11 protein-coding genes and 1 pseudogene are annotated in these 19,534 nt (G+C 60.0%); 8 read left to right on the top strand and 4 right to left on the bottom strand.

What is annotated here, in order from left to right; genetic code table 11:
* Positions 1–7 precede the first annotated feature (7 nt).
* The 3 genes from AC0AII_RS00675 to AC0AII_RS00665 all read left to right on the top strand — a co-directional run bounded on the left by AC0AII_RS00675 (position 8) and on the right by AC0AII_RS00665 (position 10,127).
* Positions 8–1,540: an ABC transporter substrate-binding protein gene (locus tag AC0AII_RS00675; protein ID WP_490445752.1), complete on the top strand. Its 1,533-nt coding sequence runs from the start codon at positions 8–10 to the stop codon at positions 1,538–1,540.
* A gap of 44 nt (positions 1,541–1,584) precedes the next feature.
* Positions 1,585–4,326 carry a valine--tRNA ligase gene (gene valS / locus AC0AII_RS00670; protein ID WP_490445751.1) on the top strand — a complete coding sequence of 914 codons (2,742 nt, stop codon included), beginning with the start codon at positions 1,585–1,587 and terminating at the stop codon, positions 4,324–4,326.
* Between the two features lie 320 nt (positions 4,327–4,646).
* Entirely contained in the window at positions 4,647–10,127 is a 5,481-nt protein-coding gene (locus tag AC0AII_RS00665; protein WP_490445750.1) for an RCC1 domain-containing protein, read from the top strand.
* 65 nt (positions 10,128–10,192) lie between these two features.
* On the opposite strand, the gene AC0AII_RS00660 is transcribed toward AC0AII_RS00665, so the two are convergent.
* The gene (locus AC0AII_RS00660; RefSeq protein WP_490445749.1) at positions 10,193–10,549 is read right to left on the bottom strand and encodes a chorismate mutase; all 357 of its coding nucleotides are present in this window, start codon (positions 10,547–10,549) and stop codon (positions 10,193–10,195) included.
* Between the two features lie 294 nt (positions 10,550–10,843).
* Positions 10,844–11,083: a hypothetical protein gene (locus AC0AII_RS00655; protein WP_490446099.1), complete on the bottom strand. Its 240-nt coding sequence runs from the start codon at positions 11,081–11,083 to the stop codon at positions 10,844–10,846.
* A 16-nt stretch (positions 11,084–11,099) separates the two neighbouring features.
* Between AC0AII_RS00655 and AC0AII_RS00650 the strand changes: the two are divergent.
* Together AC0AII_RS00650 and AC0AII_RS00645 are read left to right on the top strand one after the other, a co-directional pair.
* Positions 11,100–11,267 (top strand): annotated as a pseudogene (locus tag AC0AII_RS00650) (hypothetical protein); the annotation flags it as partial.
* A gap of 39 nt (positions 11,268–11,306) precedes the next feature.
* On the top strand, positions 11,307–14,471 hold the full coding sequence (locus AC0AII_RS00645; RefSeq protein ID WP_490446082.1) for an RCC1 domain-containing protein: 3,165 nt from the start codon (positions 11,307–11,309) through the stop codon (positions 14,469–14,471).
* A gap of 179 nt (positions 14,472–14,650) precedes the next feature.
* On the opposite strand, the gene AC0AII_RS00640 is transcribed toward AC0AII_RS00645, so the two are convergent.
* Positions 14,651–15,370, bottom strand: a complete 720-nt coding sequence (locus AC0AII_RS00640) for a thiamine pyrophosphate-dependent enzyme (protein ID WP_490445748.1) — start codon at positions 15,368–15,370, stop codon at positions 14,651–14,653.
* A gap of 12 nt (positions 15,371–15,382) precedes the next feature.
* The gene (locus AC0AII_RS00635; RefSeq protein WP_490445747.1) at positions 15,383–15,841 is read right to left on the bottom strand and encodes a hypothetical protein; all 459 of its coding nucleotides are present in this window, start codon (positions 15,839–15,841) and stop codon (positions 15,383–15,385) included.
* Between the two features lie 615 nt (positions 15,842–16,456).
* Between AC0AII_RS00635 and AC0AII_RS00630 the strand changes: the two genes are divergently transcribed.
* The 3 genes from AC0AII_RS00630 (at position 16,457) to AC0AII_RS00620 (ending at position 19,452) form a co-directional block, all read left to right on the top strand.
* Positions 16,457–17,509 (top strand): 3-isopropylmalate dehydrogenase, encoded by a 1,053-nt coding sequence (locus AC0AII_RS00630; RefSeq protein WP_101432927.1) that lies wholly within the window; start codon positions 16,457–16,459, stop codon positions 17,507–17,509.
* Positions 17,510–17,683: 174 nt separating this feature from the next.
* On the top strand, positions 17,684–18,553 hold the full coding sequence (locus AC0AII_RS00625; protein WP_490445746.1) for a sugar phosphate isomerase/epimerase family protein: 870 nt from the start codon (positions 17,684–17,686) through the stop codon (positions 18,551–18,553).
* A 110-nt stretch (positions 18,554–18,663) separates the two neighbouring features.
* Positions 18,664–19,452: a sulfite exporter TauE/SafE family protein gene (locus AC0AII_RS00620; RefSeq protein ID WP_490445745.1), complete on the top strand. Its 789-nt coding sequence runs from the start codon at positions 18,664–18,666 to the stop codon at positions 19,450–19,452.
* Positions 19,453–19,534 lie beyond the last annotated feature (82 nt).

The raw sequence follows: 19,534 nt of genomic DNA, 5'->3' as shown, positions 1-19,534 counted from the left end.
CAAAACCATGGCACGCGGCAGACACAGAGGAATCAGCTCCGGAATCATCTTCATCCTGGTACTGGCGGTCCTGACCGCGGGCACCTACATGGCCTGGCCATTGTTGACTGGCCGAGGAGGGTGGCGGCTGCCCTGGAACCTTGGAGGTTCGGGCCAGGTAGTGCGCATCCTGGCCCGGCAGGCCCCAGTCTCCCTGGACATCCGCACTGAGCCCGGCCGGGCCACTGACCAGGCCCTGATGGGCAACGTCTACCAGACCCTGACCAGGCCCGACGCCCAAGGTCGGCCTACTCCTGGACTGGCCCAGAGCTGGGAGGTCTCCGCCGATGGTCTGCTCTACACCTTTCATCTGCGCAGCGACGCCCGCTTCGCCGACGGGCGCCAGCTGACCTCAGAGGATGCCCTCTGGTCCCTGCACCAAATCATCGAGCACCGGTATCAGGGCCACCAGGACCTGGATGGCCTGGCCAAGGTCACCAACCCGGATGATGCCACCCTGGTGATCAGACTGAAGAGCCCAAACGCCCTCTTGCTGAACGCTCTGAGCGGTCGGGCCGGCATTGTCTACGATCGCCAGGCCCGCGTCAACTACTCCACCCAATCGGCCGGATCAGGCCCATACCAAGTGGATGACTGGCAACCGGAAGCCAGCCTGACCCTGACCACCAACAAGTCCTACCGAGGCCCGGACAAGGCCGCCATCCACAAGGTCATCTTCAGCTATGCCGGCAGCCCCGAGCAGACCGTCAAGGATCTGAACCAGGGGCGTCTGGACGCTGTAGTGGACATGGATCCGGCTACCGCCAAGCAGGCTGGCAAGGCTCCGACAGCAACACCCAGCACGAACAATGTGGTCCTGGCTTTCAACAACGAGGCATCCAGCCTGCTGTCCGACCAACATATGCGCGAGGCTGTCCGCTATGCCCTGGACCGCCAGGCACTGGCCGATCTGGAAGGCGGCGGAGCCAAGGCGTTGGGCGGACCGCTCAACCCGCTCAGCCCAGGCTACGATCCCGGTCTGCAGGCCTTCCCATTCGACCGTGTCCAAGCGGCTCGTCGAGCCTCCTACTATGCCCAGTCCTACTATCACGGCGGCCTGCGCCTGGTCTATCCCCAGGAATTCGGCAGCCAGGTGGGCGATCTGATCAGCACGCAGCTGAAGGCGGTGGGTATCCCCACCCAGGTCTCCATGGTGGATCAGGCTGCATTCCGCGACCAGGTGCTCACCCGTCACGACTACGACATGGCCCTGCTGGTCATGGACAATGACGACATCGGCCGCTTCGCCGACCCCAACTCCACCATGCTCTTCGACAACACCGAAGTCCAGGAATCCTGGAAGCAGGTCAAGGCCAGCACCGACCAGAACACCTATGCCCAGCGGCTGCGAGCCTTCGCCCAACAGGTCAGCGACCTCTCCCCCAGCGACTGGCTTTATGAGCGCACGCCCTTGGTCCTGAGCACTCCCCGTCTCCAGGGCATGCCCGGCTACCTGACGGATCGCTACCTGCCCCTGTGGAACCTGCACATCAAGGGGTGAGGAGACGGGGGCCCCTTGTCATCATTCGTCCATAAAATGCTGGTATGTCTGCTGAACACCAAGGAATCGTCAATGCCCATCTGACCCCCCTGCCTGACAGGGTGGGCGTGGATGGCCTGGAGGAAAAGTGGTGCCGCGACTGGGATGAGTCCGGCGTCTACCGCTTCCGCAACACCCGCGAGCGCTCCGGCGTCTACTCCATCGACACCCCGCCGCCCACCGTCTCGGGGCATTTGCATGTGGGGCACGTCTTCTCATACACCCACACCGACGTGATCGCCCGGTTCAAGCGGATGCAGGGCTACGACGTCTTCTACCCCATGGGCTGGGACGACAACGGCCTGCCCACCGAGCGGCGGGTCCAGAACTATTACGGGGTTCGCGTGGACACCTCGCTCAAGTACGATCCGAACTTCAAGCCCCCCTTCCACGGAACCAAGGGCAAGAAGATCAGCGCCAAGGACCAGGTGCCCGTCTCCCGCCAGAACTTCATCGAACTGTGCGAGGAACTGACCGCCGAGGACGAGAAGCTCTTCGAGCAGCTCTGGCGGTCGCTGGGCCTGTCAGTGGACTGGTCGCAGACCTATCACACCATCGGCGAGCATCCCCGCCGGGTGGCGCAGAAGGCTTTCCTGCGGAATCTGGCCCGGGGCGAGGCCTACCAGAAGGAGGCCCCCGGGCTCTGGGACGTGACCTTCCAGACCGCCGTGGCCCAGGCCGAGCTGGAGTCGCGTGAGTACGACGGCTTCTACCACCGGGTGGCCTTCCGGTTCGCGGACGGCACGCCGATATACATCGAGACCACCAGGCCTGAGCTGCTGGCGGCCTGCGGCGCCCTGATCGCCCACCCGGACGACAAGCGCTACCAGAAGTACTTCGGTCAGAAGGTCTACTCCCCCCTGTTCAAGGTGGAGGTGCCCATCCTGGCCCATCCCGCCGCCGAGATGGACAAGGGCGCCGGCATCGCCATGTGCTGCACCTTCGGCGACGTAACCGACGTGCAGTGGTGGCGGGATCTGAACCTGCCCACCAGGTCCATCATCCAGCGCAACGGACGAATCGTCATGGATGTGCCGGATTGGATCACCGATGAAGGCGGACGGCGCATCTTCGAACAGACCGAGGGCAAGACCACCTTCTCGGCCCGCAAGATCATCGTGGACGCCCTGCGCGAGTCCGGCGACCTGGACGGCGAGCCCAAGCCCACCAAGCGCATGACCAACTTCTACGAGAAGGGCGACAAGCCCCTGGAGATCGTCACCTCCCGTCAGTGGTACCTGCGCAACGGCGGCACCGACCAGAAACTCAACCAGGAGCTGCTGGAGCGCGGCAAGGAACTCCACTTCCACCCGGACTTCATGCGGGTGCGCTACAACAACTGGGTCGAGGGCCTGAACGGCGACTGGCTGATTTCCCGCCAGCGCTTCTTCGGCGTTCCCTTCCCCCTCTGGTACCCGGTCAAGGAGAACGGCGAGACCGACTACGCCCATCCCATCACCCCGGCCGAGGACAGGCTTCCCATCGACCCCAGCAGCGATGTGCCCGAGGGCTTCGAGGAATCCCAGCGCGACCAGCCCGGCGGCTTCACAGCCGAGAAGGACATCATGGACACCTGGGCCACCAGCTCACTGACCCCTCAGATCGTGACCCACTGGGCAGAACCAGGCGAGGATGACCAGGCCCTCTTCAAGGCCACCTTCCCCATGGACCTGCGCCCCCAGGGCCAGGACATCATCCGCACCTGGCTCTTCAGCTCCATGGACCGGGCCCATCTGGAGAACGGCTGCCTGCCGTGGAGCGACACCACTCTGTCGGGGTGGATCCTGGATCCGGACCACAAGAAGATGAGCAAGTCCAAGGGCAATGTGGTGGTGCCGGACGAACCCATCAAGAAGTATGGAGCCGACGCTGTGCGCTACTGGGCATCCTGCGCCCGGTTGGGCTTGGACGCCACCTACGATGAGGGGCAGATGAAGATCGGCCGCCGTCTGGCCGTCAAGCTCCTCAACGCCGTCAAGTTCACCCTGACCATCGGGCGGGAGGATGAGAACCATAAGGTCACCCAGGCAGCGGAAGCCACCTGGAACCCCGCTGACGTCACGGTCCCGCTGGATCGCGCGGTCCTGGCCGGCCTTGCCCAGGTGATCGACCAAGCCACCAAGGCCCTGGAATCCTACGAGCACTCCAAGGCCCTGGAGGTGACCGAATCCTTCTTCTGGGACTTCTGCGACAACTACATTGAGCTGGCTAAGAACCGGGCCTACGGAACCGCGGATGCCACCGGCAGGACCCCTGACCAGGCTCAGGTGCTGAGCGCCCGCACAACCCTGGGACTGGTCCTGGACGCTCTCGACCGTCTCCTGGCCCCCTTCCTGCCCTTCGCCACCGAGGAGGCCTGGCAGTGGATGCACCAGGGGGATGGATCGGTTCACCGGGCCTCTTGGCCACGTCCAGAATCCTACCGGGCAGCCGCCCAGGGCCAGGATCCCGCTCTTCTGGCTTGGGCCGGCAAAGCCTTGGCCTCCCTGCGGCGGATCAAATCCGAGGCTAAGGTCTCCATGAAAACCCCCATCATCTCCGCATCCTTGAGTGTGGCGCCAGAGGGCCTGGAAGCGGTCAAGGCCGCCCTGGACGACATAGCCGAAGCGGGCAGGGTCACCGGAAATCTGGATCTGGTCGAAGAGACCACCCAGCCCGAGACCGAGGGAGCCGGCGAGGATGAAGCGGGCATCCGAGTGACAGCCAGCCAGCTGGGCGAGCCCCCGGCCAAGAAGCCTCGCAAGTAGGCTCCACAATTCCCCAATACAACCGAGGCGGTTCGGCCATAGGCACCGCCTCGGTTTTCTTATCCGTGTCACTGGTGACAATGACAATCTGCAATGCCAGTCAAGCCATCGTCGTTCATGCAAAAAGTACAGCTTCCATAATCAACAGCATGCCTCTTGCAGTGAATTTGCCCTGCAACACCCTGACCACAACACTCTAAACCGCACAAAGATTGCAATGCTACAGTAAAAGTTATAGAGGGACTTTATTTTAGTGTGCGTCGACGCAGATTTTGGGGCCACAACCTGGGGAATCGGCACGCTTGGGGAGGAAGAGACGAATGGGGAATGCTCATGGCATCCGCAGACTGGTGACGTTGACAGCCATGATTGGGCTGGCGCTGATCGGAGCATCAACAGGCGCATACGCAACCACCGGCGACATGACACCTGCATCTGCCACAGAATCGCCCTCGCCCAATCCTGACAGCAGCGCAAGTCCATTGCTCCGGGCAGGCAGCGGGGCACAGGCTGGAGCCGCTGCCCCGACCGCCTCACCGTCACCGTTGGCCAGCAACAATCCTTCACCATTCAAGGCCGTCCAACCATTCAACAGCAAAAGGGCGGACAGACCGTTCAGGGACAGCTCACCGAGAGACAAGTCACCCCAGACCAGGGATTCATCCTCATATACCCTCACTTTCGAGCCTGACGGGGGCTCGCTGGTATCCGGCTCGCCAGCCCTGAGCCAGACAGTAACCTCAGGTCATCTGGCATCCCCTCCTACCGTCACCAAATCAGGCTACCTGTTTGACGGATGGTTCCTCAAAGGCTCCGATGTGGCCTATGACTTCGGCAAGCCGGTCACCAGCGCGCAGTCGCTGACGGCCCATTGGTCGTCGGTCAACGACGCCCAGTGGACGACAGCTGACGTCAGCAGTGGCGACACCGGGGGCTCCGCAATCACCCTGACTCCCCCCAAGCCCAGAGGAGTGAGATTTGCACAGGTCAGCGCCGGCCACGACCACACCCTGGCCGTAGGTTCGGACGGCCACGTCTACGCCTGGGGCGACAACAGCAAGGGCGAGCTTGGCGACAGCACCACAATCAACAAAAACACGCCAGTGCGGATTACCGAAAACGAGGCCATCAAGGGAAAGACCTTCATATCCGTCAGCGCGGGAACCACATTCTCCATGGCCCTAGCCTCGGACGGCACCGTCTACACCTGGGGCGACAACAGTCGCGGCGAACTCGGCAACGGGTCCACCACGAATTCTTCAGTACCGGTAAAGGCGAATCTCACCGCCAACATCACTGCCATCAGCGCCGGATACTGGCATGCCATGGCCCTGTCCTCGAGCGGGACGATCTACACATGGGGAGACAACGAATACGGCCAGCTCGGCAACGGGCACACGGGTGTCAACGTCAACGCTTCACCAGCAGCGGTCTCTTCATCCGGCGTCACCTTCACCACCATCAGCGCCGGATACGATTTTCAAACGGCGCTGGACAGCCAAGGACATGCCTACGCCTGGGGACGCAACCAGGGCGGCCAGCTCAGCATCGGCACCATGGACGGCACCAGCAGTGGTTCCAATGTCTACACTCCATCGCGCATTTACGGCGACTCGACCGGCAACCCAGACAGCACTGTCTACACCGACATCGATGCAGGGTACCTGCACGTCCTTGCACTGAGCAATACAGACAAGGTGTACTACTGGGGTTATCCCCTGACCAAGGGCAATGACGCCAATGCCGACAGCGTCCACTCCTTCTACCCCAGTCCGGTAAGCCTGCCCACGGGAGCGGCGACGCCTGTTTCAGCCAGCGCCGGGGACTACTCCTCTGCGGTAGTCGACTCTGCGGGCAGCCTGTATATGTTCGGCAGCAATTCCAGCGGCCAGCTGGGCGACGGCACCACAAGCCCCAAATCAACTATGACCAAGGTGAGCCTGACAGGCGTCACAGTCACCGCATTCGATGTCTGCCGGCACAGCCTGGCCATCGGCTCGGACGGGCTCCCCTACAGCTGGGGGGAAGCAAAAAGCGGCAAGCTGGGACAAGGCAGCAAGGGACCTCAAAGCGGTTCGCAGACCAAGCCTGCAGCGGTCATCCCGCCCCAGATAGATCTGGCCAAGGTGACCTTCGGCAGGACGGATGTAGCCAAGACCGACAGCAACAGCCCGATCAGCCGAACCTCAGCAGGCGACGACGCCTGGAGCGCCAATACCCCATGGGCGGTCACCACCCCGCACCACACCTACGGAACCACCAAGATCAGAATCAATGACGGTCAATGGTCCATTGGCGGCGCCGCACAGCAGGGGCAAAGCATCGGCAACTATACATTCACACCCACTGCCCAGAAGATCACTTTTGATTCGGACGGAGGCTCATCAGCCTCGGACCAGTTCGTCACCGCAGGCAAGCAGGCTTCGCGCCCCACCGTCACCAAGGCAGGTTTCCTCTTCGACGGCTGGTTCATCAAGGAGGCGGACGGCAGCTCCAATGTGGCCTACGACTTCAGCAGTCCTGTCACCGGGCCGCTGAATCTGAAAGCGCATTGGTCTTCGTCAGACATGAAATGGAAGACCTCGGATGCCCTCCATGGCGACGACACCGGGGGCTCCAAAATCACCCTGACTCCCCCCAAGCCCAGAGCAGTGAGGTTTGCCCAGGCCAGCGCCGGGCGCTACCACACCCTGGCTGTGGGTTCTGACGGACACGTCTACGCCTGGGGAAATCAGGCTAGCGGCGGACTGGGGAACAGCAAAAGCTCAGGCACGGCGACGACACCTGTGCGGATTACCGAAAATGATGCCATAAAAGGAAAAATCTTCATAGCCGTCAGCGCCGGCGACGCTTATTCCATGGCTCTGGCCTCGGACGGCACAGTCTACACTTGGGGTAGCAACAGTAAGGGACAGCTCGGCAACGGCACTACCGATAATTCCAACGAACCAGTAAAGGCACAGACAGGCGATGCCAAAATCACCGCAATCAGCGCGGGACGGGCATACGCCATGGCCCTGGCCTCGGACGGTACAGTCTACACCTGGGGCAACAACGTTCAAGGCCAGCTCGGCAACGGCAGCTCAGACAAGAACAGCCATTCCTCCCCTGCCAAGGTCACGGCGCTGTCCAACATAACCGCCATCAGCGCAGGGTTCACCACAGGCACGGCCCTGGACAGTCAAGGCCACGCCTGGGCCTGGGGCGAGAACAGCAAGGGACAGCTCGGCAACGGCGCCCTTGGTGACAATCCGACGCCGACACGCGTCCAAGACCTGGACACCGGACAGCCTGATGCCCGGTTCTATATCGCCATCAGCGCGGGCTACCAGCACGTGCTGGCGCTGGATACGGATCATGACCTCTATGGATGGGGTTCCGGCACCGCCATCGGCTCCACTACCGATACCAATGTCAGCACGAAAGGATCCACTAAGATCAGCTTCGGAGACGAGGCTGTCAACATCACCGCCATCAGTGCAGGCGACGATGGATCCGAAGCCATAGACACCAACGGAAGAATCTACACCTGGGGCAATCAGGGTTACGGCCAGCTAGGCAACGGCAATAGTGATGCATGGCAGACCAATCCGAAAGCCATCACTCTGGCCCAATCGGTGAAGGCCTGCGCGGTAGCCACCTCCGGCCATCACCAGACGGCCATCGGGTCAGACGGATTGCTCTACACCTGGGGATACAACTACTACAACCAGCTGGGACAAAGCGTATCGGCATTAAGACCCGGCGCCACACAGCCGCCGCAGATCACCCTGGCCAAGGTCGTCTTCGGCACCATGGCCAGCAGCACCGAGCCAGCCACGAATCTGACCCAGACAGGCAAAGACACCTGGGATGAAAACCGGGATTGGACCTTCGTCACGCCCGCGTACCCATACGGCCCATCCAGTTTCACCATCACATGGACTATCGCCGACGACTCCGGAGACTCAAAGCAGACACAGCAGTTCGACTACACCTTCGATCGAACCAAGAAGCGCATAACGCTTGACCCTGAGGGAGGTACTGGAGCCGCATGGACAAGCAAGGACATCGAGGAAGGTGAATTGGTACCCCGACAGACCCTGGCCAAGACGGGCTTCCTCTTTGACGGGTGGTTCGTCAAAGCGGATGACGGCAGTTCCAATGTGGCCTACGACTTCGGCAAGCCAGTCACGGACCCGTTGACCCTGGTCGCGCACTGGACGCCTTCGGCTCCAACTACTGTCGACCCAACCGTCAGTCCATCCACTGGCGGATACCAGGTCACCATCACTCCGCCCTCGCAGCGCGGCATCCGCTTCGCCCAGGTCAGTACAGGCAAAAACCATACCCTGGCTGTCGGCAGTGACGGCAACGCCTACGCCTGGGGAAACAACAGCACGGGACAGCTCGGCAACGGCAGCAAGGACAGTAGCAAGACGCCCGTTCAGGTGAAGAAACCATCCGACGCAGGTACCGACTTCGCCTACACCCAGGTAAGCGCTGGATATGGATTCTCGTTGGCCCTCGGCAGTGACGGCAATGCCTACGCCTGGGGAGACAACGGCAGGGGGCAGCTCGGCAACGGCAGCAAGGACAGTAGCAAGACGCCCGTTCAGGTGAAGAAGCCCTCCGGTGCAGGTACTGACTTCGCCTACACCCAGGTAAGCGCAGGCGGCTATCATTCCCTGGCCGTCGGCAAGGATCATCAGGCCTATGCCTGGGGGGACAGGAGCAACGGCGGACAGGTGGGCGACGGCAACACGACCGGGAACGCCCCTGCTCCTGTAGCCGTCAACGCAAGCGCCACCAGTCCTGGGTTCCAAGTCAGGCAGGTCAGTGCGGGATACCAGCACTCTCTGATCATCGGCATAAGCGGACAAACCTACGCCTGGGGATACGGCGACAGCGGCAGACTGGGCAACAATGCCAAATCCTCACAGGCCACTCCTGTGTCGGTGTCGTCACCCGTGAAATACGAGGACGGATCGATAGGGTTCTTCGCCACCCAGGTCAGCGCAGGAGGCTCGCACTCCCTGGCCATTGGCAGAGACGGCAAAGCCTACGCCTGGGGTGCGAATACCGACGGGCGACTGGGCACCGGAGACACCAATGATGCCGCAATACCAACCTTGGTGGCCGATCCCGACGGAGGCAGCGATGGATTCAAACCCACCGAGATCAGCGCCGGAGGATGGTTCTGCGCAGGAATCGACGACAAAGGGAAGATATACACCTGGGGAAACAACGGTCAAAACGCCCTGGGCAATGTCTCCATCACGGGATCCATCAGCACATCCCCCGTTTTGGCGAACAAGGACGGCAACGCCATACAGATCAGTGCAGGCGAGCGCCAAGTCCTGGTCATCGACTCCAATGACATGGCCTATGGCTGGGGCGACAACAGCAGCAGACAGCTAGGAACCAATTTGGACAGCACTTCCGTCAAGGCAGCCACCTTGGTCTGCCCGCCGCAATTGACCATCAGCTCGGTCACAGTCGGCACGGATCCGGATACTGCCGCAGTTCTTGAACTGACCCGGAGCGGCACAGCCGACGCATGGGGATCATGGAATACCTGGACCTTCTATACCCCAGCCTTCAAGGCGGGCCGGACAACAGTCAACATCACCTGGAATGTGGGCCAAGGCAACCCTCAAACCGAGAATCTGCCCTTTACATACAAGGATATTCTGCCTCTGACCGGTAGCCAGGGTCTGCTCATCGTGCTGCTTGTCGGACTTTTCATAACGGTGACTGTCCTGGCAGCAAGACAGCATTACTTGGAAATGGCTCGTCAGACTCTAACCAGTACTCGCTGATACCTTGTGGCCGACGGCATAGGAATTGATCCGAGCCGTCGGCCATGACCATACGATGGATTTCCTCAGTGTGAGTTGGCCTGATCGGCCAGCCGTTCGTGGTCGCGCTTGGCGGCATCGGCCACCAGATGCAGATAAGCCTCAGCCAGATCCGGGTCCAGCCCGTAATCATCAGCCTTGTTTCGCAAGGTAGCTATTTGTGTGCTCTCCCGGCGCATATCCGCCGAGGCGAATCCTGCCTGAGCCTTGAGCAGCCCGATGCGGTGGGTCACCCTGAACCGTTCGGCCAGCATGGCGACAACGGCGGCATCGATGGTGTCCACATCGGCACGCAGTTCCTCCACCTGGCGGGCGACCTGGGCCTGTGGACCCCCGCTCTGCGCCTGGTCATCGATTACTGTTTCCATCTTCGCATCGCTCATAAAATACCAGTCTAATCAAGCGCCCTAGGCGACTACGACAAGCCCTGCCACCACTGTGACACTGGTGTTATTGTAGTGGATGGGATTATTGACTCTTGGGGAGAGAGTCTCGTTCGTCTACACCTGCCTATACAAGTGCCGGACGCATGGGGGAGGATGCCTTCACATGAAGATGGTACGTAGTCGTCGCGTCACACTGCTCGTCAGCCTCTGCTGCGTCTTGGTTGTCTGCAGCATGCTTGGTCTGCAATTCGGTCAAGCAGCGCCGGAGTCCAATGAGACCGCAGTCGCGACTCAGGGAACTGGAGCAATTGGTACTGGAACCAATACTCCCAGACAGATTCCTTCGGTTGCTCCCGGTCCTTCATCATCGCCGTCGGGCATGCCCACCCTGTCCAATGGCTCTGGTGCGGTGGCAACAGGACAATCAGCGCCTGCCGCCAGCACATCGCCCACCTCCCCGTCCTCGCCTTCGCCCGGCACAGCAGGTTCCTCGGAACCGACCTCAACCGCCTCTTCCCCATCGAATGCCACCAGCCACACAGTCACATTCGACTACAACATGCAGTCCGCGCCCCCGACAACTTCGATTGTGGCCGATGGCGCCCAAGTTGCGCGCCCCAGTCCTGAACCCACCCGCCGAGGATTCGTTCTCGAAGGATGGTTCGCAGGCAAGGTAGCCTATGACTTCTCCGCACCTGTGCATGCGAACCTAACCCTGAAAGCCAAGTGGGCCCGCGCCGACCAGACCTGGACCATGCAACCGCAAGAGGGACCAGAATCAGGAGGCACCGGAGTGACCCTTACCCCGCCTCCACCCTCCGGTGTCCGTTTCAGCCAGGTTAGTGCAGGCACCCGGTTCTCGCTGGCTTTGGGATCGGATGGCAACGTCTACGCCTGGGGCTTTAACCGTGCTGGTCAGCTAGGTGATGGCACTATTGTCAACAGGTCGACGCCCATAAGGGTGCCCCGGCCCGAAGAAGCCCGCAATGACAAGGATTTTCGGTTTGTCAGTGTCAACGCTGGCCGGTTCTTCAGCATGGCCCTGGACAACCATGGCACCCTCTGGTCCTGGGGGTACAACTATCTGAAGACCTTGGGCAACCCGAATGTGGCTGACAGCGGCATGCATAACTATTCGGAACACCTGGTCAAGGTGATGCTGCCTGAAGGAGTGCCGGCCGGATTCACCTACAAGGCCGTCACCGGTAGTCACAATCACACCCTGGCCATAGGATCGGATGGCAACGTCTATGGCTGGGGAACCTGCAGTGAAGGAGAAACCGGCCGCCATAAGTGCGACGGCATATGCGACTCCACGCCCAGCCTCATCCAGGGATTCGATAAGAACCACAAAATCATAGCTGTGCAGGCAGGAATGAACTACTCAACAGCTCTGGACGACGCTGGCACGGTATGGTCATGGGGAAGCAACCTTTACCACCAGTTGGATCCATCCGCCGGCGCGGTCGTAGGAAACTATACGCCGATCAAGATCCACGGCCTTGACAAGGTCCATGTGGTGGCCATCGCAGACGGCTTTGAGAACACCCTGGCCCTGGATGACCAGGGAAAAGTCTGGACCTGGGGAATGAACGAAAACGGCCAGATCGGCAACGGGTCAAGCGCCAGCAAGACCGAGGTGTTCAAAGACCCCGTTCAGGTCAGCTTCCCCCAAGGGACCAGAATTACCGCCATCGCTGGTGGCCACCATTACGGTTCCAATCACGCCATAGCTCTGGATTCAGATGGCAATATCTGGGCCTGGGGCGACAACAGCTACGGACAAATGGGCGACGGCAAGACCTCTGCAGCAGACAGCCCCCAGACCACTCCGGAACGCTTGGAAGATCCAAAGCTTGCCGGTCGGCACTGGATCAGCATCAGCGCTGGCGAAGATTTTAACCTGGCTATCGGCGACGACGGCCAGACCTATAGCTGGGGACGTGACGACGAGGGTCAGCTGGGTCAGGGTACCAGCGGCGATGGCGCCCATAACCGGCCCTCTGCGGTCGCCTTCCCCTGGCCGGCGAAACTGACCGGAATCAAATTCGACACTACGGATATCACCACCGGAATGCAGGCGCAAAAGAACGGGACCTGGACGGCTAGCACCCCGCCGCACGCCCCAGGGCTGGTGGATGTGGCCCTGACATGGACCTTGAACGATCAAGAACAGACCCAGGTCCACCTGCCCTTCCGCTACCTGGCGCGCGGGGTGACCGTAACCTTCCAGTCAGAGAGCGATTCACCGGCACCACCCAGCCAGAGTCTGGAAGCGGGAGAGCGGGCAGTCCGCCCCAGCGCTGATCCGACCAAGGCCGGCTACCGCTTCGACGGCTGGTTCCTAGGCAAGACCGCCTACGACTTCTCCAAGCCAGTCACCAGCTCCATGACGCTCAAGGCCCACTGGAGCCCTGAGAATCAGAACTGGAGCATGACCCCGAGCCATGGAACCGAGATGGGCGGAACGAAGGTCACCCTGACGCCGCCAGCCCTGCGGGGCATTCGCTTCAGCCAGGTCAGTGCCGGTTCCCACTGGTCCCTGGCCTTAGGGTCCGACGGGAAGGCCTACGCCTGGGGCAAGAACAACAGCAGCCAGCTGGGCAACGCGAACATCGCCAAGGGCAGCGCCAGCACCATGCCGGTCCGAGTGGACATGCCCGAGAAAGCGGAAGCCAACTTCGTCTTCACCCAGGTCAGCGCGGGCCGGGATTATGGCCTTGCTCTAGGTTCCGATGGAAAGGCCTACGCTTGGGGCAACAACGACATTGGCCAGCTGGGCGACTCCACCCTAAATGCCCAGGGCCGGCCCCATCTGGTACCTGGTCTGCCTGACAAGATCCGGTCCATCAGCGCCGGTGGTGGACATGCCTTGGCTCTGGATTCCCAGGGACGAGTCTGGTCCTGGGGTGCCAACCAATACGGGCAGCTGGGCCTGGATAATGCCGGCGGCGATACCGTCTCGCCAGACGGGCGAACCAGCCCTGCCATGGTGACCGGAATCCCGACAACCACAACGGCAATCAGTGCCGGAAGCCGGTATTCGCTGGCCATGACCGTGGATGGACAGGTCTACGCCTGGGGCACCAATGATTCCGGCCAGCTGGGCGACCCCTCCCTGCCGGTCAATGCTGACGGCGCCAATCCCACCCCGTCTGCCGTTCAAGGACTAACTGGCGAAATGAGCGCCATCAGCGCCGGAGACCACCAGGCTCTGGCCCTGGATTCCCAAGGACGCATCTGGACCTGGGGACAGGTCAAGGGCGAGAACAAGAAAACCCCTGCCCTATTGACCCTTCCCGACGGACTGCCGACGGGGTTTGCCATCACGCAGATCAGCGCCGGCACCGGAGCATCCTCCGCCCTGGGCTCCGATGGACAGATCCTGACCTGGAGCAATGCCGCAGAAGGCTCAGACCCAACATCCTTGGCCAAGCCCGAGGACACGCCTGCAGATTTCAGTTTCACAGCCGTCAGCACGGGCGACCCGAGCTCACTGGCCCTAGGCTCCGACGGCCTGGCCTACGGATGGGGTGCCGACGATTCCGGCCAGCTGGGTGACGATCAGTCCGGGCCGGACCTCAACAGCAAGACGCCACAGGCTGTCGTGATCAGAAGCCTGGTTAAGACGGTCACCTTCGCCGGACTGGCTACAGAGGGAACCCCGCAGTATCAGAACGGCACCTGGTTGGCAATCACTCCTCGTTACAGGCCCAGGCAGGTGGATACCATCATTCAATGGAGCCTGGTAGGCGTGAATCAGAAGGATCAGACCCTGCCCTACACATATGACCAGTTGGCCGTCCTGCCCCTGACCGGCAGCACGGGCATGATCCTGCTGGTCATGGCTGGCTTGCTGGCCATGGGAGCCGCCATGGCTGCCAGATACCAGCGGCGGGAGAACGGGGTGGCTGAATGACGAATGTCGGAAGACAAAAACCCGGACAGTTAGTCTGACAGAACCCCAGGCAAGTGCCCCCCCTCCCCAAGACGCAGTGGGGAGGGGGGCACTGACATCAATCACCAAATTGCTGCGGTTGCACAGTCTCCGACAGCAGTTCATCAACCCAGGTTTCGGTCATTCCCGAAATGAGCAGGTCACAAATAGTTCCGCTGCAAATCGCGGATCCTCTCATATTCCTGATGGGCCTTTATCCAGGATTCGATATGAGCCACTTCAGGAGTGGCCACTTCCCAGTATGCATCAGCTGCATCGTCACGCTCGGCCGGCGCTACTTTCGCATAGATAGCGGTGATTTGATTGCTGGCGACTGCCTTGTGCAAAGCCTGTCGCAGTTGGTCTGCATCCTCGACGGTATACGTCTTGACCCCGTACCCTTCCAGGATCTTGGGGAAATCTACCTGCAGCGGTTCCTTAAGATTCTGCCGTCCGTTACCTCCCCGGTAGTAATACTTGGTCTCAAACCCCTGAGAGCCCACCTGCATGGACAATGAATGAATCGACCCATAACCGCCGTTGTCCAAGAGCAGCAGAATGATTTTCTCCCGCTCCTGAATAGCGGTCAATACATCCTGGTGGTACATGATGAAGGAGGCATCACCAAAGAAGGAGAAGATCTCCCTGCTGGGATCAGCTATCCGCATGCCCAGAGCTGCAGGAATCTCATAACCCATGCAGGAATAGCCGTATTCAACCGAGTAGCCCAGCGGACTGCCTGCCTTCCAGAGTTTCTGAAGATCGCTGGGCATGGACCCAGCGGCGTTCACGACCACATCCTGAGGACGGGCGAATTCGTTGACAATGCCGATGACTTCCTTCTGACCCAACCCCTCGGTGCCTGGAATATGCTGGACCATGCAGTCCACTGCCTACCGCTGCTCGTCGGCCTGGGCCATGGCCTCACGACGATAATCCTCATCCACCTGCCAATCGCCCAGGACCTCCTGGAGCTCGCTCAGCGTCTCCCGAGCATCGCCAATGACTGGAATGGCCGCCTCCTTATGCGCGTCGAATGAGAGGACATTGATATTGACGACGTGCACCTGGGGGTTCTGGAACATCGTGTTGGATGCCGAGGTGAAATCCGTATAACGTGTGCCGACACCGATGGCCAGGTCTGCAGTGTGGGCCAGACGGTTGGCAAAGCGCAGTCCTAGAGCACCCATGGGGCCCGAGTTCATAGGATGGTCATAGGGCAGGGCGCCCTTGCCTGCCTGGGTGCTTCCAACCGGAATCCCGGTCTTCTCTGCAAATTCTGCCAGGACCTTGTTGGCCGACGAATACACGACGCCTCCGCCAGTGGTCGCCGGGTCGGTCAGAGTCTCCATTGCTCTCATCAGGGCGGCAGGCAGCTGCTCGGCCGGTCGATTCGGACCCAATACCGACTGGCGGCCTTAAAAGAGTCATTGGCGGAAATATCGTTGAACTGTTCCTTCTCGACCTGCTGCAGAACCGAGTCTGTACGTTGGGTCGAAAAATAGTCACTGGGGAGCAAAAGGACCTCAGGCGATGAACGGTCGCCGTGATCATATCCGCCGGTATCCACTTTTTATAATCCTTGGGTGTCATATCCCACGACCCCCTCTACTTGCATCCTTGCCAGTTCAGGTCCATGAATTCGTGCTTTGATTGCTTTATTCTATTCAATTGCATTGTTGAGGTGTTGCCTGCCCTCGTGTCACCCTCCCCAGGCGACACCCAAGGACTGATGCACAAGGATCAGCAGAAGGTACGCATATTCAGCTTACCATCTGTCGAATGATCCGATGCATTTTCATGTTATGCAGCTATTGGACAGACCTCTACCTATTTTGATAAGTAAATCAAGTGTATGGCGAATTTTCAATTCAAATATACTAATTTTGATATAAAAATTCCGTATATCGGTATTTCCAAGGGTTTTTCGATTGCCATATCGTCAGGTAGTCATTAACATAGAGGGCATGGATACTCAAACATCAACGAGGATATTGGACGTCGCAGTCATTCCTGGTGACGGAATCGGCCGTGAAATCGTGCCGGTCGCCCAAGCCGTACTCAAGGAAGCCGTTGGTGACAGCGTCTCCTTTAACTACACCGACTATGATCTGGGCGCAGATCGCTACCTGCGTGACGGTACCCTCATCACAGATGACCAGCTCAAGGACATGGACCAAAAGGACGCCATCCTCCTGGGGGCTGTCGGCGATCCTCGAGTCAAGTCGGGGATTCTGGAGCGCGGCCTGCTGCTCAAGCTCCGCTTCGCATTCGACCAGGCCATCAACATGCGGCCTTCCAAACTCTACCCTGGCGTCAAATCACCACTGGCCAACCCCGGCGACATCGACTTCGTCGTCATTAGAGAAGGTACGGAAGGCCTCTATTCCGGCATGGGCGGTCTGCTGCGCATGGGCACTGAGCACGCCATAGCCACCGAGACCTCGATGAACACCGAATTCGGCATCGAGAGGGCAGTGAGGTTTGCCTTTGAGCTGGCTCGCAAGCGCGGAGGCAAGAAGCACGTAACCATGGTCAACAAGACCAACGTGCTCTACTACGCCGGCCAACTCTGGCTGTGGGTCATGGACAAGGTCGGCAAGGAGTACCCCGACGTGACCTATGACTACCTGCATGCCGACGCCTGCACCATATTCCTGGTCACCGATCCCTCCCGGTTTGACGTGATTGTGACCGACAACCTCTTCGGCGACATCATCACTGACGAGGCCGGTGCAGTTGTGGGCGGAATCGGCTATTCGGCATCAGCTAACATCAATGTGACTGACGAGCATCCTTCCATGTTCGAGCCCATCCACGGCTCCGCCCCCGACATTGCGGGCAAGGGCATAGCCAACCCTTCGGCCACGGTCCTGTCTGCCGCCATGCTCTTGCAGCATTTCGGGTACGACGAAGCAGCCGCCCGCATCGATCGTGCCGTGGAAGTGGATGCCGAGGAGAACTCCTCACGCAAACGCAGCACCGATCAAATCGGCCAGGACATCATCGCAAGACTGTAAACGAGTAAACAATTGACGCACCTGTAAACGAGTAAACAATTGACGCACCTGTAAGCGCCCCGGAGGATTGAAACCCTGAACTCCGGGCGCATACCTACCCTGTCCGCAGCGAGGATGCCGACGGACAGGGCGAATCAGGGGCATCCGTAAGTTCCGACAACGAGGTTAGACAATATGAAAATCGCATTGGATCCCACACCATTCCATCCAGACCTGCCATTCCTGGATCTGCCCAAGGCTGTAGCGGACGCAGGCTATAAGTACATGCAGCTGGCTCCCCATGATGCCTTCCTGCCGTTTTATCTGCACCCCAAGGCGGACGACGAACTAGTCAAGGACTTCGCGGCCGCCCTGAAGAAGGCGCATGTTGAGCTGTGCTCACTGCTGCCGGTCTACAGGACCTCCTGGCCCGACGAGCGCGAGCGGCAGACAGCCGTGCGCAATTGGAAACGGGCCATCAAAATCGCAGCTCTGCTGGACGTGCACGTCATCAACAGCGAATTCAGCGGCATACCCGAGCGCTATGAGGAGTCCGAGGCGGCCTTCTACGCGACCATGGAGGAGATACTGCCCCTGCTTGAGCGGGAAGGCATCCGCATCAACTTCGACCCGCACCCCTACGATTTCGTTGAGAACGGCATCGATGCACTGAGGATCACCAGAGGTCTGAACAGCCCGCTGGTCGGTGCGGTCTACGTGGCTCCTCACACCTTCCACTACGGCAATAATGTGGAGGGGATCACCGCCCTGGCGGGCAAACGACTCAGGACGGTCTATATTTCGGACAGCTATGACCATCATCGTTCGCACGATCTGCGTTATATAACCAACCCTCCGGGGACCAACGCCCGCGTTCACCAGCATCTGAAGGTGGGCGACGGCGATGTGGACTTCAAGGCCCTGTTCGCCGCCCTGAAGAAGAATGGGTTCCTGGACCGAGAGGATTCCATCATCGTCTCCAACGTATTCGCCGAGGACGAGACCGCCCACGAAACGTCCGTATACCAGCGTGAGACCATAGAGCGCCTGGTAGCGGAAGCCTGAACGCAGCTGTCTGTTTTTCAGCAGTTGCCATGTCGGCCGGCACTGAAGTGACGCAGTGTCGGCCGACACATATTTTTCGTAAAAGTGCACCGACAAGGAAAGGCCTCAGCATGAATCTGTGGCTGATCATCGGTTTGGCTGCAGCTGCTGTGCTGATCGGCCTGGACAAGTCGTTGATACCAGGCTCAGCCATCCTGGCAGTGGCCGCTCTGGCTTCGCTGATGCCCGCTAAAGAAGCCACCGAACTGACGCTGATCATGGCCATCATCGCCGACTGGACCGCCATCTGGGCGTACCGGCACGACATCGTGCTGGCCTCCCTGCTTAGATTGTTGCCGACTGTGACCATAGGCATCCTTGCCGGCGTCTGGTTCTTGTATCACGCTGACAATGACGCGACCAAAAAGACCATAGGGGTCATACTTGCCTGCTTCGTTGCGCTCTACTTCCTCTCACGCATAGGGACCGCGCTGAAAACGCGGTACGGAAGGGCAAGTGAAGCTCCCAAAGCCGAAACCAGAGGCAAAAACAGGCAGAAGCGGTGGATAAGCGCGGCCTTCCACATGCTCTGCGGCGTCCTGGCGGGTTTCACCACCATGGTGGCTAATGCCGGAGGACCGGTCACAGCCGTCTATTTCAGCAGCGAGCGGCTGCCGGTCAAACAATTCCTAGGCACCACGGCAGCTTTCTACCTGGTGGTGAATATGGTGAAGCTGCCTTTCGCAGTCGGGCTGAACACGATCAATAGGGAAACCACGCTTGCCCTCCTATGCGTTCTCCCGCTCACACTGCTCGCCGTCTTCTGCGGCAGGCTGATCGCCGGTCACGTCAACCAGAAAGCCTTTACTGTGGCAATCTATGCCTTCGCAGTCATCGCCGTCATCAACCTTCTGGTCTGAAAGTCACCCTTATGGCAACAATACCGATTCCTGCACAAAAATTGGCAGAACGCTCCCAATCTTGGCAAAGAACCAAGATGGA

The sequence above is a fragment of the Bifidobacterium sp. VU/mBH4 (B4) genome (genome assembly GCF_058199535.1).
This window is presented reverse-complemented; position numbering and strand designations above follow the sequence as displayed.